Genomic DNA, 15,195 nt, shown 5'->3' with positions numbered 1-15,195 from the left:
TCGTGACTGCCGCGGCGAGGTCAGCAGGCGGTCCGTGTCGCCGGCCAGAACTCGCCCGGGGTCAGCGGCGCGTCCGAGCCGGTCAGGTAGCGCAGCAGAGTCGATCGGTCGTCGAGCACCAGCCAGTCGACGCTGCCGCACACAGGGCGGGTCGCCTTGGTGGTGACGCCGATCGCGGCGCTGTGCCCGCGCAGGTCAACGGCGCGCACCGGCCTGGCGTCGATCTTCCGGATGGCGCGTTCGGCGACGGCCTCCTCGATCGGCGAACCGATGGCGATCACGACCCGGGTGCCGGATCCGGCCCCCATCTCCAGCAGCAGGCGGGCCAGGCGGTTGGACCAGCGATCCAGTTCGGCGACGGTGAGCTCGCAATCGCCGTCCGCCACCACGACCGCGTTCGGGTCACGGCGTGCGGACCGCGCCGTCGTCATGGTGCGCAGGTTGCCGGTGTGCGAATGAGTGCGAGTGTGCATGAACGAATCTCTCGATCTCGACGTAGGGATTTCTGATACCTCTGAATGTCCCTGTCCGAGACAGGCTTCGACAGCAACCCTCGATGTGTCAGGTGCACCCCGGAGGGGGAGGAAAATTCCACCCAAGGTGATGCCCCAGCGATCTCCCGGCATGCAAGCCGTCCGGTGCTCCGCCGGATTCTCTGATCTCATGACTTCGAGCCTGGCAGCGGGCCCGGCCGAGGCGGCTGATCATTTCGACCAGTTCCGTTCGCCGCGCGGCGATTCGGTTACCTCGGCCGGTCCCGCTCGAACTTCTATCGGTGGGAGGCGGCCCGCGCCGCGGCGGCCTGGAGGATCAGGTCGGTGACGGCCGAGGGCTGTGCGACCGGGGCGGCATGCGAGCTGTCCACCTCGACACTGTGCGATCCCGCGCGCTCGGCCATGAAGCGCAGGATCTCCGGCGGCAAGGACCGATCGCTGGTGGAGACCAGCGCCCAGGAGGGACGAGTCCGCCAGGTGGGCTCCCCGGGCAGCCGCTCGCCGAGCGCGGCGGGCTCGATGGGCCGCTGGGCCGCGGCCATCACCGCGGCGAGCGCGGGATCGACATCCGCGGCGTACACCGCGGCAAAGCGCTCGGGGCGCAACGTCAGATCCTGTCCACCCAGCGGGTTCGGTTGAACGACAAGGTTTTCGGCGGTGAGCAGGCTTCCGGGGAACTTCTCGTTGAGTTCCCCGGCGCTCTCGCCCGAATCCGGTTGAAATGCCGCGATATAGACCAGCGCTGTCACGTTCACGCACGCGCCCACCACGGGATGCGAGACGACCGCTCCGGCATAGGAGTGCGCGGCGAGCACCACCGGCCCGGGGATGCGATCGACGATCCCGGCGAGATAGGCGGCATCGTCGGCCAGCCCGCGCATCGGCAGGGCGGGCGCGACGACCCTGTGGTGATCCGCCTGCAGTCGGCGCGTCACCTCGTTCCACACCGAGGCATCGGTCAACGCACCGTGCACGAGGACAAGAGTTGGATCAGTAGTAGATAGAACGTTCAGTCTCTCCATGGTTGGTCAGACTACGACCCGGGTGGGCCAGGGTCAACAGAACGTTCTGTCTCCCACTGGGTCCACACCGTAAATGACGACGTCGGGTACGTCCGCTCATCGGGTCAGAACCGGCTCCGCGGTTGCGGGGCCGCGCCCCGACCGGCCTGCGCCTCGGCGACGACGCGCCTGGTGTAGCGGAATGCGAAGAGCACCACGATGACCGTCGGGGCCCACCGCAGCAGGTTCATCTGGGCGTGCGGCTGCTGCGAACCGATAACGGCGACAGCCAGGTTGGCCAGCCCCATCACCAGCACGGCGAATCCCCACGCGGTGCTGATCTTGCGATTGGTCTCGAGGAATCGCGGGCTGTGCCACAGTTCGCGCGGGACTCCGCCGCGGGCCATCGGCGCGGTGAAGGGCGCGAAGGGCGCGGTGAGCAGCATGAACGCGGCGAGTGTCAGCGAGGCGAGGCCGCGCCCGTACACGGCCAGGAAGTGCTTGGTCTGCGCATCGCCGACGAACGCGATCACGGCGATCGCGGCGAGCGCGAGCGCCTGGACGAGAGGCACGGTGGCGATTGCGTGCCTGGAGATCACCATGACGATGACGAGGGCCGCCGCGGCGCCCAGAGCCGCCGCGGACGCCACCGGGATTCGCTGGTCGAGCAGCGCGAACAACACCAGTGGCGCGAAGCCGCCGATCAGTGCGATCGGGTTCATGTGGGTACTCCTCGATAAGGTGTAGCGGGGCTACACGATTGAGCGTCGGACTGACGCCCGGATCGAGTGTTGAGCGGGAGGTCGCCGGAGTGACTGTGCGAAACGACCAGTCCGGCTCGCCCGCCGCCGTCTCGGCCCCGCGTTGGAGCGCTCACCAGCTCGAGGCGCTGGACGAGGCGATCGGCCGCGCCGCGGACACCCTGCCCACGGTCCTGCTGGTCGAGGGCGGCCCCGGCACCGGCAAGACCACGTTCCTGCGGCGGGTGGCGGTCGCGGCACAGGGTTTCCACGTGCTGCAACTGCAAGCGGACAGCGAATGGCAGCAGCCTTATGCCGCGCTGGTGGATTGGGGCGTGCTCGACGCGCCCGCCGATCCCGCTCTGACCTCACTGCAAGCGGCCAGGATGCTGCGCACCTGGATCGAGAAGATCCGCTCGGGCGCGCCGGTGCTGATCGTCCTCGACGATGTGCAGTCCCTGGACACCGAGTCGAGTGACATGATCGCGCGCCTGGTCGAGCGCACGTTCTCCGATCGACTCCTGGTCGTGGCGGCGGCCGACACGTTCACCCTCGCGGCACTCGCCCCCTGGAGCCGGCTGGCGCTCGATGCCGACCGGGCGATCCACCTCGAACTGACCGGGTTGGACGAGCCGGCGGCCGCCGAGTTGGTGACGACCCGCTGGCCCGGCGCGGAGGCCGCGCTGTGCACGCGGCTGTGGGAGCACACCACCGGCAATCCCCTGTTCCTGCAGACGATCCTGCACGAGCACACCCTCGACGAGGTCCGCGACGCCGACGAACTGCCCGCGCCCCGCGACCTCGCACGCACCATCACCGCGCGCCTGGACGCCGACGAAGCCTCACTCCTGCGCGCCGCGGTCATTCTCGGCGACCGCCGGACCCCGTCGCCGACCGCGGGTGCGCTGGCCGGACTGGAGGATCCCGCGGACGCCCTGGACCGGCTGCGGCTCCAGGGCCTGCTCGTGGTCGACGGCGGCGCGGACCGGCCGGAGGTCCGCGTCGCCAGCGGTGTCCTGCGCGCCGCCATCGCCGACACCATCCCGTCGGCCGACCGACGCGCCCTGCACCGCAGGGCCGCGGAACTGGTCGATTCACCGATCGACGCACTGCGGCATCGCCACCTCGCCGCGAACGGCTACGACGACGATCTCGCGGCCGAATTGGACGCGGCGGCATGGTCGCTGCACGTGGCCAGGCGATTCCAGCAGGCGAGCCGGGTCGGCCGGCGGGCCGCGGACGTCACCGCGGACCCCGCAGTGCGCGAGCGACGTTTCCTGGACGCGTTGTTCGACGCGCTGATGGGCCGTGATTTCGATTCGGTCGAGCGCAGGCTCGCCCGGGTCGGCTACGCACACGACGAGGCCCGGCGCACCCTCGTCGAGGGATTCCTGCTCGTCGGGCGCCGTCGCTGGTCGCGGGCGTCGGCGGTGTTGCTGTCGATTCCGGCCGCCCTGATCGAGGCGACAGATGAGCGGACCCGGCTTCGCCTGCATATCCTGCGTGCCTGGATCCAGACCGTCACCGGCGGATCCGTCGAGGGTGCGCGCCACGAACTGGCGCTCGCGAACGCGCAGCCCGCGGTGGAGCCCTGTCTGAGCGGATACTTCGGTTTCGCTTCCGCGCAGGTGGCCGGCGCCGGGGTCACCGGAGCGCCCGCACGCGTCACCGACGGCCTCGACCTGGACGACGCCTGGCGCGGAGCCGCCGCGGCGATCGCCGGTCTGCCAGACGTCGCGGTCCGTAACCTCGCGCCGTTCACCGCCCGGATCGATGACGGCCTGGTGACCGTGGGCGACGGGGAGTTCCACGCCCTGCTCGGCTACGCGTACTGGCTGCGCGGCGACTGGCCCGAGGCGCGGGAGCGGATCAGGACGAGCCTGGAGTCCCGGTACGGCGCGGTGAACCCGATGGTCCGCGCGGTCGCGGTGCTCGCCGACCTGACCACCGGAAATCCTGGCACGCTGACCGAGCACCGGGCCCAGGCACGGGCGGCACTGCGCGAGGCTCCCTGGCCGCAGGCCATCACCATGGCCCTCACCGCGGAGTTCGTATGCCTGCGCCTGACCGGCCGGCACGCCGAGCAGGCCAGGTACCTGGACGATCTGAACACGGATTTCGGCACGCTCACCTGGCCCGTGATGGAATCCCCGCTGTGGCTGCTCACCCTCGGCATGATCAACGCCGCGGCCCGGCGGCCGGAACCCGTCCGCGAGTTCGCCGCGCGGCTCGGCAACGCTCCCGCCCCCGTCGGCTGGCGTGAGGCGGGCGTCGCCTGGCTGCACGGGCTCGCCGCCGAATCCGGCGGTGATCTCCAGGAGGCAGCGCGCCGACTCGACGAGGCGCGTGCGCGGGGAATGGGCGAGTTGCGCGTGCACGGCGCCCTGCTCACTTCGGATCTGGCGCGTGTGCGGCGGAGCCTCGGCGACGACACCGGCGCCGCGAGTGCGCAGCACGAGTCCGACGACCGCCTCGCGCAGGTCGAAGGCGCCCGGTATCTGATCGCGCCCGCGACCGACCCGCTGGCGCCGCTGAGCGATCGGGAGCGAGAGGTGGTGGCCCTGCTGACCCAGGGCCTGAGCTATGCGCAGATCGCCAGGGAGCTCTACGTCTCTCGCAGCACCGTCGGGTTCCACCTGTCCAACATCTACGCCAAGACCGCGACGACATCACGCCACGAACTCACCGCACTGGTCCGCGGCTGACCTCCGGCAGGACTGGTCGAAACGTCCAGTCCGCTCGGGCCCGCCCGCTGTCAGGCTCGGAGCATGAGAGTTGAAGCCACTGCTGCCGCTACCACGACACCGGCTCTGACCGGGCGATTTTTCACCGACGACGACTTCGACTTCAACGCCAGGATGGCCCTGAGCAAGGCGAGCCAGGGCGCGGGCGATCTCGGCGCGACCGTGCGAACCCTCGGCCGGATCACGGATGGCGACCCGGCCTGCTGGCTGCGGGAATGGACAGCCACCGGCGATCGGCTGCGCCGGCAGGCGGCGACCAGCCGGCAGGCGGGCCGGCACCAGAGTTCCGGCTGGTTGTGGCTGAGCGCGGCCGACGCGTACGCGCGGGCCCTGGCCTTCATCGACGGCCTGCCCGACGACGGCGCGCTGCTGCCCACCTTCCGGCAGTACCGCGCGTGCTGGGAGGCGTTCATCGACGCCTCCCGCGGCACGCACGTCCGCTTCGACATCGCGTTCGAGGACACCACGCTGCCCGGATACCTGTTCCGCCCCGACGCCGGCGGTGCCGCGCGACCGACCGTGGTCATCACCAACGGAAGTGACGGATCGTTGTCGGGCCTGTGGGCCGAGGGCATCGAGGCGGCGCTGCGGCGCGAGTGGAACGTTTTCGTGTTCGACGGCCCCGGACAGCAATCGGTGCTGTTCGAGCAGGGCATCCCGTTCCGGCACGATTGGGAAAGCGTGCTGACCCCCGTGCTCGACGCGCTCGTCACGCGCCCGGACGTGGACAGCGATCGCCTGCTGGCGCTGGGGATCAGCCAGGGCGGTTACTGGCTGCCCAGAGCCCTGGCGTTCGAGCACCGGTTCCTGGCCGCGGTGGTCGACGACGGCGTCTGGGACGTCTCCCGCGTCTGGTACGCCAACCTGCCCGAACCGTTGGCCGGGATGCTTCGGTCGGGTGAGCGCGATCGCTTCAACCACGCGATGGCCACCGCGTCGGCGGACCCGGTCCGCACCCGCGGATTCCGATTCCGGGCTCGTCCGTACGGCACGTTCGCCACGCCCTACGACCTGTTCCGGGCCGTGGGCCGGTACACGCTCGCCGAGGTCGCCGGACAGATCGACACTCCGATCCTGATCTGCGATCCCGACGACGAGGCCTGGTTCACCGGCCAGCCCCGGGAACTCTACGAGGCGTTGCGCTGTGAAAAAGAACTGGTCCACTTCTCCCGCGACGACGGCGCCAACCACCACTGCGAGCCCTGGGCCCGGAACCTGGTCAACGCCAAGATATGCGACTTCTTCCAGAAGCACCTGGAACTCGTCGGCGCCTCCGGAGCGCGGTCGGCGCCGGATCCCGGTCAGCCGCGTTGAATACCGATGCCGCCGGACCCCAGCGTGATCCCGCCGAGCGCCCACCGTGCCAGAGCGCGCGCTTCCGAACAGTAAGCCAGGAGCCGCCGTCGTTGCGCTGGTTCGTAATTCGCGCCGCCCACTTCGGCGTGCAACCCCCAGATCCGGCGTTCGAGAAACCGTGCGTCGGCCTGCCCGAGGCCGCGCCGGGCATGTTGGACGGTGGTCAGGATTCTTCGTTCCAGATCATCCATCTAGAAACGCCTCCCTGCGGCGTCGCATTCTCGAAAGACAACTTGTCATGATTCGCATTACCGACTATCCCCCTGTAGGTACCCGACATCCAGGGCGGCAAACAACATCATCTGCGCTGTGAGATTGATTGCCACACAAGACATTCCCCCTGCCTGTAGCGGCAATCCGATCGACCCGGACAAATAATAACGTTTCGATAACGCGCAGTGGGGTACTTCGAAGATATGGCAGGCACCAACCGTCCACCACCCCCGCACACAACGCACATCGACGGCGTGACCGCTACCGCATCCGTGAGCATCGTTCTCACCATCGCGATCGCAGTCGCCGCCCTGACCCAATCGATAGGCGGCACCGCCCTGGCGACGACCCTGGTCGCCGCCGGTCTGGCCGCCGCACTGAAAGTCCTACCGTCGTCGGAATGAGCGAGCCGATCAGCCGAGGCAGAACACTGAAGACCCGGTGGTGATCAGGCAGTTCAACGGATCCAGCGACATGATGGCCTCCCATCCTCGGTAGCGGCTACTCGGACAGCCATAGCCCGGATGGCGGTGCTCAATCATGATCAACACAACTTTTCGGCCGCCACCGGATCCGCCGAATCAGCCGTCGGCTTACCCAGCGGTCCAGCTCTCGTCGAAGCCCAAGGGGACGACCTCGACAGGGTCCCCGTCGAGTTCGGCTGCCAGCAGCGCGGGCATGGGATCGCCGGGGATGTGATGGACCGGGATCACGGTCGACACACCGAGCCAGCGCGCCGCGATCGCCGCCTCGGCGGGCGGCAGTTCGACCACCTGTGACGCGCCGACCCGTAATCCGCCGATGCCGAGTACGGCAATCTGTGGCCGATACAGCTCACCCCAGGTGCGCAGGTCCTGGGACAGCGAGGTGTCGCCACCGCAGAACACGCGGGCGCCCTCGCCGGTGGTGAGCAGGAACGACTGCGGCTGATCGGCGACGAAGCGCCCGTCGGCGATCATGGTCGACTCGTGCCGGGCCGGTAGAGAGCGCAGTGTGACATCCCGATGACGTACCTGCACCCCGGAGACGGTCGGGGCGATCCGGTCCATCGCAATGCCCGCGGCTCGGGCGGCGCCGAGCATCGCCGTGCCACAGACCAGCAAAGCGCCTGTGGCACTGGCGATTTCGATTGCCTGTCCGCGGTGGTCGTATCCGGCGTGCGTCACGACCACCACGTGTACGCCGGCCAGATCGCCCGGCCGGACCGGACTTTCGGGAAGGCCGCCGTGGATGCCCTCGGAACCGGAGAGGTACGGATCGACCAGCACCCGCGTCCCTCGCTCGGTGGTGATCACATATCCCGCCCAGCCGACCCGGCGGATGCTCAACGGGCCGAGTACATCACCTGCGGGGCGGCGGGCGAGGTGCTCGGTGGTGAACGCGGCGATCCGATCGAGCAGCGCTTCGCTCGCGTCCGTATCGAGAACCGGAAAGCCATGCGGCATACCGTCATACAGCTCGAGATCGACCTCCGCGCCTGCGGCCGAGGCTCGTTCGGCGAACCGCACCGTATCGTCGAGCAGGCGCTCGGCCCCGCCGCACATCATCAGCAGCGGAGGCAGGCCCGCGCACTCTCCGGTCAGCGGCGAGACCGCACCCGCCGGATCCGCGTCGGCCAGGAACGCGGCCCGCACCTGATCCAGTTCCGCGTCCGAGACGACATCACCGTCACCGTTTCTCGCGACCGAGGCGCTCGCCCAGGTGAAATCGGTGATGGGCGAGATCGACACGGCCGCCGCGGGCAGCGGCTCACCTGCCTCACGCAGTCGCTGCAGAGCCAGCAGCGTGAGCGTCGCTCCGGCCGAATGACCCACTACGACGATGCGATTCGCGGGAAATCCCTGGGTCAGCAGCGCCCGGTAGGCGGTGAGAACGTCCTGCAGCGCGGCCGGATAGGGATGAGCCGGGGCGAGCCGATAGTGCGGCATCGCCACCGGCCACCCGGTGACGGCCGAAAGCCTGCCCGCCAGAACGTCCGCCGATTCCTCGAATTGGAACCGGCGGCCGTGCAGGTAGAGAAGTACCCCGTCGATCGCCGCTCCGGGCGCGGCAACCCACTCCCCCGGCCGATCGCCACTCGGGAACGGTGAAGTGGAAAAGGCCCGGGCGCGGCGTGCGTCCAGACCGGTCAATACCGCGCCGGTGTCGGCGACACCACGAGTAACCGCCAGCACCTGCGCGATTCGAGCGGCGTCGGATTCGGAGAGCGGGTGGGTGGTGGTCTGCACGGCGGAACTCCTCGATCGCAGGTGTCGGACTCCTCAGTGTGCAACAACGCCGTGAATGTCCGTGGCGATCGTCCCGCACACGATCCCGCCCGCACACGATCCCGAGGGTCGGGGTTCCCAACTGCTGCCGACCGGCTGTGTAGTAGCGGTGAACATCGCGTGCGTGCTCACACGACTACAGGTTGCGCACCCTCGACGGCGACGGTCAGGCGTTGTCGGGATACGCTGCGGTTGCTTGGATCTCGACAAGCAGTTCCGTGCTGGCCAGGCCGCTCACGCCGATGATCGACCAGGCCGGGTAGGGGGCTGTGACGAGGCGCTGTTTGGCCGCGAGGAAGCCGGGCATGTTCTCGCGGATGTCGACGTGGTAGCTGGTGACGTCGACGAGGTCGGTGAGGTCGAGGTTCTCCAGGCGAAGGATTTCCTCGATGCGGCGTAGGGCGAGTTCGGTTTGTTCCTCGGCGGTTCCACCGGCGGTTCCGTCTGGGCGTCTGCCGATCTGACCGGCGATGAACAGCAGGCCGTACGCGCGGACCGCTGGAGCGTGTCCGAACCGCGCGAAGGCGCTCGTGGTCTGGCCGAAGATCGGGTTGTTCTCGGGTACCTCGACAGCATGGACGGTCATTGCGGTGAGTTCCTTTCTCACGGGACTCAATTGCCCCATCGGGAAGTGCGGCAGGCGTTTTCGAGCCTGGTCTGGCCGTAGTCCTCGCGTTCGCGCAGGAGTTCACCCGGAAGTGTGTAGCGGGGCGCGTTGTTCGGGTGTTTCGCGGCGTGGGCGACGATGGCGTCGGTGAGGGCGCGGGCCATGTCCAGCCGGGGGTAGGCGGTATGGATGGCGTCGGCGTGTTCGTCGGTGAGGGCGTCGATATCCGCGCCCGCCAGTGGGCCACCGAAGTCGAGGGCGACACCCGTGCGCACGAGCACGCACAGCGCGCCGCGTCGCTCGGCGATGCCGGAGGAGGTGTGCAGGGCGATGGCCTGCCAGACCTGGTCGGCGTCGGCCGCGGGCACGCCGCGGTCGGTGAGGAACTGCGCGGCTCGGTCGGCGCCTTCGACCTCGAACCGCTGGCGGTGCGGGCCGTCGGATGCGACGCCGAGGTCGTGCATGGTGCACGCGGCGAACAGCAGGTCGTCGTTGTAGTCGCGGTCGGCCGCCAGCGCGAGATGGGCGGCCGCCAGCCGGGCGAACAGGTAGGTGCGGATGCTGTGGTTGAACACCGAGGGTGTCTCCACCGGCCGCAGCAGGTCGACGATCTCGTCGGCCAGCGGTGTGCCGGGGAGCGCGAGCAGGTCGGCAGGGGTGGTTCCGGTCATGTCCACAGCCTGACACTCACCGCCCTGACCTCGCGAGTGGCAAATTTACCCTATTTCGTAAGTTTATTGCCAGGCGAGTTCCAAGGGCCGAGCCCGGCGTCGAGCAGGCGGGCCGCACGGCGGACGTCGGCCAGGACCGCGTCGACCAGGCGGTCCGGAGAGCACCCCTCGGTGAGGTGGCGGTGCAGGCTGTCGGCCTGGACGCGCCACAGGCCCAGCAGGGCGCGGGCGGCGATCTGCGGTTCCGGATCGTCGGGGTCCAGGCCGACGCGGGCGGCGAGCGTGGCCGCCGTGACGGTGGCGAAGCGGTCCATCATGTCGCTCTGATAGGCGCGCAGTGCCGGGGTGTGACGCAGGAGATCGCCGAAGCGGCGCAGCCCGGCAACGGATTCGGCGTGTCCGATCGCGAGCGTGGCTGTGATGCCGCGTATTTCACGTCCGAGTATGTTCACAAGTGTTGCCACAGGCGGGTTTTCGTGATCGGCGAGTCCGTCGCGAATGGCGTCGACAGCGGGCTCGAGCCGGTCCAGCACCAGTGCCTCCTTGCTCGGGAAGTAGTTGAACACCGTCTTCTCCGAAACCCCGCATGCCGCAGCCACTTCGGACACCGTGACAGCGTCGAACCCCCGCTCGAGAAACATGCGAGTCGCGGTGTCCGACAACTGCCGGCGCATCAACCGCTTCTTTCGTTCCCGCACGCCCTCCACGGGAGTCGCGTCGTCCGCGTTCCGACCAGCCATAAGACGACATTAGTACAGTCACTGAAAGTTCCTGCTAATATTATTACAGTCACTGGAAAATTATGAACACATCCTCCGCAGGAGCTTCCCGATGAGCGACATCCACATCGTTCGCGATTACCCCTACTCCCCGGTCCAGGTCTGGCAGGCACTCACCGACCCGGAACTCGTCCCGTTGTGGACCTCGACCGGCCGGGGTGGTCGCCCCGTCGGCTTTCGCCCCGAACCGGGCGCCCGATTCCAGTTCATCGGCAAACCGACACCCGGCTGGAACGGCATCGTCGAGTGCCGAATACTCGAGATCGACGCGCCTCGACTATTCCGCTATACCTGGACCAGCGGTGAAGACGGGCAGCTCACCACGGTTACCTACCGGGTCGAGCCGCAGGCCGGCGGCACTCGCTTCACCTACGACCACACCGGTTACACCGGTGTCGGCGGCTTCATGTTGTCCGCCTTGCTGGGCAAGGTCCGCCGCAAGATGCTCTCGGTCGGCCTGCCCGCCGTGCTGGCCGAACTCGACGCCGAGGGTCACCTGCGTCCCGACAGCACGCTGCGGTCCGAAGCGCTGGGTTGAGACGGCCTGCCAAGCGGCTCCTACTGATTCGATGAGTCGACACGCAGCAAGGTGCGCTTCGAGGGGTGTGATGAGCAGTCGGAGAGGCTACGCGCCGAACGAATCGCTTCTACCGGGCAATACGATTCGGAAGAACGCGCAGCAGCGGCGAGGTGGCGACGGGGCGATGGACACAGGCAGCGATGGCCCGAAAAATAGACCGGACCGGAAATTCGTCCTGGACGTGACGGTTCCGGCGAGGGGCCGGGAGGTCACCGACGCTCTTCGGCTCGGTTGGGATTCCCGGGTGGGTAGGGCGATGCCGCTGTCGTCGGGCACGACCGGCGCCGATGGCTACCGAGTTCGCATCGATCACGCCAAGGTGGACGACGCGATAATCGAGAGGCTCTACAGCGAGTTGCCCACCGACGGGGCCGGACGCGACTTCACCCGGCACGACGACCGGATCGTGCTGCACATGGTGCGCCGGGGCGGGTGGCGGTTCATCGGTCCGGACCACACGGTGACCGTGCCGGCCGGGCAATTTCTCGTGCGGCGTCCCGACTCGTCGCGACGCTTCCAGGCGGCGCCGCGCACACAGACGCGGATCATCGCCCTGCCCGCCGCGTATTTCCGACCCGGTATCGGCGATCGGGACATGGTCGGGCCGTCGGATTCGGCCGAGGTGCGCCTGCTCGTGGCCCACACGAGGATGGTCGAGGCGATGCTGGACGATCTGGCTCCCGAAGGGGTGCGGGCAGCCCGTGCGGCTCTGGTCGAACTGGCCAGGGGTGTCCTGACTCGTAGCATCGACGCCGACGAACCGCTGCTGGCTCCCGCACTGATCCAGGCGGCCAGGGATGTCGTGGAATCCCTGCTCACCCACCCCGATCTGTCGCCTCCCGTGGTGGCGCGCGAACTCAACGTATCGGTACGCACGCTGCATCGGGCGTTCGCGGGCACGCCGGAGTCGGTCACCGGTTACATACGCCGCAGACGGCTGGAGCGCGCCCGCCTCGAACTGGCCGCCCACGACAGCGTCTCGGAAATCGCCGCTCGCTGGCAGTTCACGGACAGTAGTCACTTCGCCCGCGCCTTCCGAAACCGGTACGGCCAGACGCCGACCCAATTCGCCCGCTCGATCCAGGCCGAGCCGGACGCGCACGGCAACTCCGGCTGACCCGACGACGCTGTCAGAACACGGCGATGGGGTTTACCGGAACGCCGGTCAGGCCGTGGATACGCGGTGGGGCGACGGTGAGCAGGAAGCTATAGCGCTCGAGCTGCGCGCACAGCGCCGCGAGATCGTCGAGCTCGACCGCGTCGATCAGGGGCATCGCCATCCGGCCCAGCGCGACGCCGTGCAGCGCAGACAGTCCGTCGGGATCCAGCGGCGGGTGCGCGTCTCCCCGGTCGCCCGCGAAGATCGCGATCCCTCGCTCGTGCATCCAGCGCACCGCGTTGATGCTGATGCCCGGAGACGGTGTGCCGGGAACGTTCGTACTCGTCCAACCGAGTCGTACCACGAGCGCGTCGCCCGAACTCACCGTGACGCCCTGGCGCTTCTCGGCCTGCTCGAAATCGTGCGACGTCACCGCGTACCCGGCGGGCAGGGGCCCGTCGACGGCCAGATCGAGCAAGACCCCCCGCGTGAGGATTCCCGCGGCGAATGCCGCAGTAGATGCGTGCGTGACGCCCCCGGGTGTCACGGCCTGCTCCCGCGGACGTCCGGGATAGACCTCGCCGTCCTGCGACCAGTGCGAAAGCGCATCGAGATGCGTCGACTTCACGTGATGATTCGTGACCAGCATCAGATCCGCCGCCACGCCCACCCCGGTATGCGACATCATCTGCTGCACAGGCGAAACATCCACCGTCGCAGGAGCGAACGGACTACTGACCATCGGATTGGGCGTGATCACCTGCGCCAGCGACGCCCACCGCCCGGTCCGCACCTCTCCAGCAGCCTTCGCGCGCACCTCATCGGTAATGAGATTGAGCGTCCCGAGTTCGTCGTCGGCTCCCCACCTTCCCCAATTGCTCGGCAGGTCAAGGCTGTTCGAATCGACCATGTAGTCGGACTCCTCCCGGTCGCGATCCCGTGGACCCGCCAGGTGTGGCCCTCAGCGAACACTAGGAGAACCACGCACTCGCAGACCAGTACTCCGGTGCCAGGTTCAGTAGTACGCGCGCGACACGGCGAACCCTCCGCTGATGTCGGCCCCCTTCGGACAGTTGCCGAAAAGTGGCATCGATCATGATTGAGTACCGCCGACTCGGGCTATGGCTGTCAGTAGCAGCTACCGAGGATGGGAGGCCATCATGTCGAATCATCGCCTTCTCGCCGAGCTGGGCGTATGCGCTGTACTCGCCGCCGGAGCGGTGGGCATGGGAGCGGAATCAGCCGCGGCACAACCACCGACGCCACCGGCACACGGGAAACCTGTATTGGGACCGCTGGCCATGTCGCCGGATCCGTTGGGGTGCCTGTTGAGCACCGGGTCGTCGGCATTCTGCATCGGCTGACGTATTGGCGGCGGAACCCTCAGCGCGGCAACGAAACCCGCGACGACCAGGTTTGCCGATGTGCGCAGAATCGCGGCGGGAGCGAAACAACCAGCAGTCCAAGATGATTGGCCAGCGAATTATCGGGGTACGCCTGAGCTGAAGGGCTTGTCAGGCCGATTGCCCGCACGATCGACAGCCTGTCAGCGTTATCCGAGGGGCCGGTGACCGATACGGTCGCCGGCCCTGCGAATCCTTCCCGATGGCCCATCGATGGCCGGAACCACGGGACCGAGCATGAATGGGCGTCGAGATGAACGTGAGCGGCGGTTTCGAGCGTGTGATGCGGCGCGTGGAAACCTGGCAGCAACGGCACCGGCCGCTCGCCTTCCTGGTGGCGGTGATCAAGAAGTTCGACGACGATCAGGCCGGTCACCAGGTGGCGTTGATCTCCTACTATTCCTTCGTCGCGACATTTCCCCTCCTGCTCGTGCTGGTCACGATCGCCGGTGTGGTGCTGCGCAATTCGCCCCAGCTACAGCAACAGGTCGTGAACTCGGCGTTCAGCCAGTTCCCGATCGTCGGCGCGCAACTTCACCAGCAACTCGGCGTCATGGCTTTCCGCCGTACCGGACTCGCGTTGACCGCCGGTATCGGCGGTGCGCTCTGGGGCGCCCGCGGCTTGACCAACGCCATCCAGAACACCCTCAACACCCTGTGGGCGGTACCGAGAGTCGACCGCCCGAGCTTCCCGCGAAACTACGTGCGCGCGCTCGGCCTGTTGGCGGTATTGGGCCTGGCGGTTCTCGTGCCAGCGGCGTCCGCCGGGCTCAACGCGGCGGGCGCCGCGGTGGGTCTGCCCGGAGCGCCGGTCAAAGTACTGGTTTTCGCCGTATCCACCCTGCTGAACGTCGCACTGTTCCTGGCCGCGTTCCGGCTGGCCACCGCGGCGACCGTCCCGACCCGCGCCATGGTCCCGGGCGCGGCCCTGTCCGGCTTCGCCTGGCAGGTCCTGTGGAACATAGCCGGCGTCCTGCTCGCCCACACGGTCCGCCACGCCGAGGCCATCGCGGGCCTGTTCGGCATCGTCCTCGGCTTACTGAGCTGGTTCGCCCTCCAGGCAACAGTGACGGTATACGCGATCGAAGCCGACGTCGTCCGAGCCCGAAAACTATGGCCCCGCAGCATCACCACCCCCCGCCTGACCCGCGCCGACAAACGCTACCTGACCTGGGCCACCGCCGCCGAGGCCCGCGTCCCGGAACAACGCATCGAAGTCGAATTCCCCAGCGCCCCACCAC

15 protein-coding genes are annotated in these 15,195 nt (G+C 68.2%); 6 read left to right on the top strand and 9 right to left on the bottom strand.

Annotated elements, in window-relative coordinates; genetic code table 11:
* Window positions 1–20 precede the first annotated feature (20 nt).
* The 3 genes from JZ791_RS22160 to JZ791_RS22150 all read right to left on the bottom strand — a co-directional run bounded on the left by JZ791_RS22160 (window position 21) and on the right by JZ791_RS22150 (window position 2,217).
* Window positions 21–473 carry an AMP-binding protein gene (locus tag JZ791_RS22160; RefSeq protein ID WP_216897107.1) on the bottom strand — a complete coding sequence of 151 codons (453 nt, stop codon included), beginning with the start codon at window positions 471–473 and terminating at the stop codon, window positions 21–23.
* 296 nt (window positions 474–769) lie between these two features.
* On the bottom strand, window positions 770–1,468 hold the full coding sequence (locus JZ791_RS22155) for an alpha/beta fold hydrolase (protein ID WP_308163033.1): 699 nt from the start codon (window positions 1,466–1,468) through the stop codon (window positions 770–772).
* A gap of 152 nt (window positions 1,469–1,620) precedes the next feature.
* Window positions 1,621–2,217: a hypothetical protein gene (locus JZ791_RS22150; RefSeq protein ID WP_216897105.1), complete on the bottom strand. Its 597-nt coding sequence runs from the start codon at window positions 2,215–2,217 to the stop codon at window positions 1,621–1,623.
* 89 nt (window positions 2,218–2,306) lie between these two features.
* Between JZ791_RS22150 and JZ791_RS22145 the strand changes: the two genes are divergently transcribed.
* Together JZ791_RS22145 and JZ791_RS22140 are read left to right on the top strand one after the other, a co-directional pair.
* Window positions 2,307–4,940: a LuxR C-terminal-related transcriptional regulator gene (locus JZ791_RS22145; protein ID WP_216897104.1), complete on the top strand. Its 2,634-nt coding sequence runs from the start codon at window positions 2,307–2,309 to the stop codon at window positions 4,938–4,940.
* 63 nt (window positions 4,941–5,003) lie between these two features.
* Window positions 5,004–6,293, top strand: a complete 1,290-nt coding sequence (locus JZ791_RS22140) for an alpha/beta hydrolase family protein (protein WP_216897103.1) — start codon at window positions 5,004–5,006, stop codon at window positions 6,291–6,293.
* Here the strand turns inward: JZ791_RS22140 and JZ791_RS22135 are convergent.
* Complete coding sequence (locus tag JZ791_RS22135) at window positions 6,281–6,526, bottom strand: hypothetical protein (RefSeq protein WP_216897102.1); 246 nt, start codon at window positions 6,524–6,526, stop codon at window positions 6,281–6,283. The genes JZ791_RS22140 and JZ791_RS22135 overlap by 13 nt on opposite strands.
* 225 nt (window positions 6,527–6,751) lie before the next feature.
* On the opposite strand from JZ791_RS22135, the gene JZ791_RS22130 reads away from it, so the two are divergent.
* Window positions 6,752–6,952, top strand: coding sequence for a hypothetical protein (locus JZ791_RS22130; RefSeq protein WP_216897101.1), 201 nt, complete (start codon window positions 6,752–6,754; stop codon window positions 6,950–6,952).
* Window positions 6,953–7,141: 189 nt separating this feature from the next.
* Here JZ791_RS22130 and JZ791_RS22125 read toward each other — a convergent pair whose 3' ends face one another.
* From JZ791_RS22125 to JZ791_RS22110, 4 genes are all read right to left on the bottom strand, one after another.
* The gene (locus JZ791_RS22125; RefSeq protein ID WP_216897100.1) at window positions 7,142–8,776 is read right to left on the bottom strand and encodes an alpha/beta hydrolase fold domain-containing protein; all 1,635 of its coding nucleotides are present in this window, start codon (window positions 8,774–8,776) and stop codon (window positions 7,142–7,144) included.
* Between the two features lie 205 nt (window positions 8,777–8,981).
* The gene (locus JZ791_RS22120) at window positions 8,982–9,401 is read right to left on the bottom strand and encodes a Rid family hydrolase (RefSeq protein WP_216897099.1); all 420 of its coding nucleotides are present in this window, start codon (window positions 9,399–9,401) and stop codon (window positions 8,982–8,984) included.
* A gap of 26 nt (window positions 9,402–9,427) precedes the next feature.
* Window positions 9,428–10,093, bottom strand: a complete 666-nt coding sequence (locus JZ791_RS22115) for an HD domain-containing protein (RefSeq protein ID WP_216897098.1) — start codon at window positions 10,091–10,093, stop codon at window positions 9,428–9,430.
* Between the two features lie 50 nt (window positions 10,094–10,143).
* Entirely contained in the window at window positions 10,144–10,833 is a 690-nt protein-coding gene (locus JZ791_RS22110) for a TetR family transcriptional regulator (protein ID WP_216897097.1), read from the bottom strand.
* Between the two features lie 91 nt (window positions 10,834–10,924).
* Here JZ791_RS22110 and JZ791_RS22105 point away from each other — a divergent pair, with 91 nt between their 5' ends.
* Together JZ791_RS22105 and JZ791_RS22100 are read left to right on the top strand one after the other, a co-directional pair.
* Complete coding sequence (locus JZ791_RS22105) at window positions 10,925–11,410, top strand: SRPBCC family protein (RefSeq protein ID WP_216897096.1); 486 nt, start codon at window positions 10,925–10,927, stop codon at window positions 11,408–11,410.
* Window positions 11,411–11,576: 166 nt separating this feature from the next.
* On the top strand, window positions 11,577–12,569 hold the full coding sequence (locus tag JZ791_RS22100; protein WP_216897095.1) for a helix-turn-helix domain-containing protein: 993 nt from the start codon (window positions 11,577–11,579) through the stop codon (window positions 12,567–12,569).
* 13 nt (window positions 12,570–12,582) lie between these two features.
* On the opposite strand, the gene JZ791_RS22095 is transcribed toward JZ791_RS22100, so the two are convergent.
* Complete coding sequence (locus tag JZ791_RS22095) at window positions 12,583–13,461, bottom strand: cyclase family protein (protein WP_216897094.1); 879 nt, start codon at window positions 13,459–13,461, stop codon at window positions 12,583–12,585.
* A gap of 734 nt (window positions 13,462–14,195) precedes the next feature.
* Between JZ791_RS22095 and JZ791_RS22090 the strand changes: the two genes are divergently transcribed.
* A partial coding sequence (locus JZ791_RS22090) for a YihY/virulence factor BrkB family protein (protein WP_216897093.1) occupies window positions 14,196–15,195 on the top strand: 1,000 nt, incomplete at its 3' end.

This window comes from Nocardia alni, from assembly GCF_019038435.1.
Taxonomy (GTDB): domain Bacteria; phylum Actinomycetota; class Actinomycetes; order Mycobacteriales; family Mycobacteriaceae; genus Nocardia; species Nocardia alni.
This window is presented reverse-complemented; position numbering and strand designations above follow the sequence as displayed.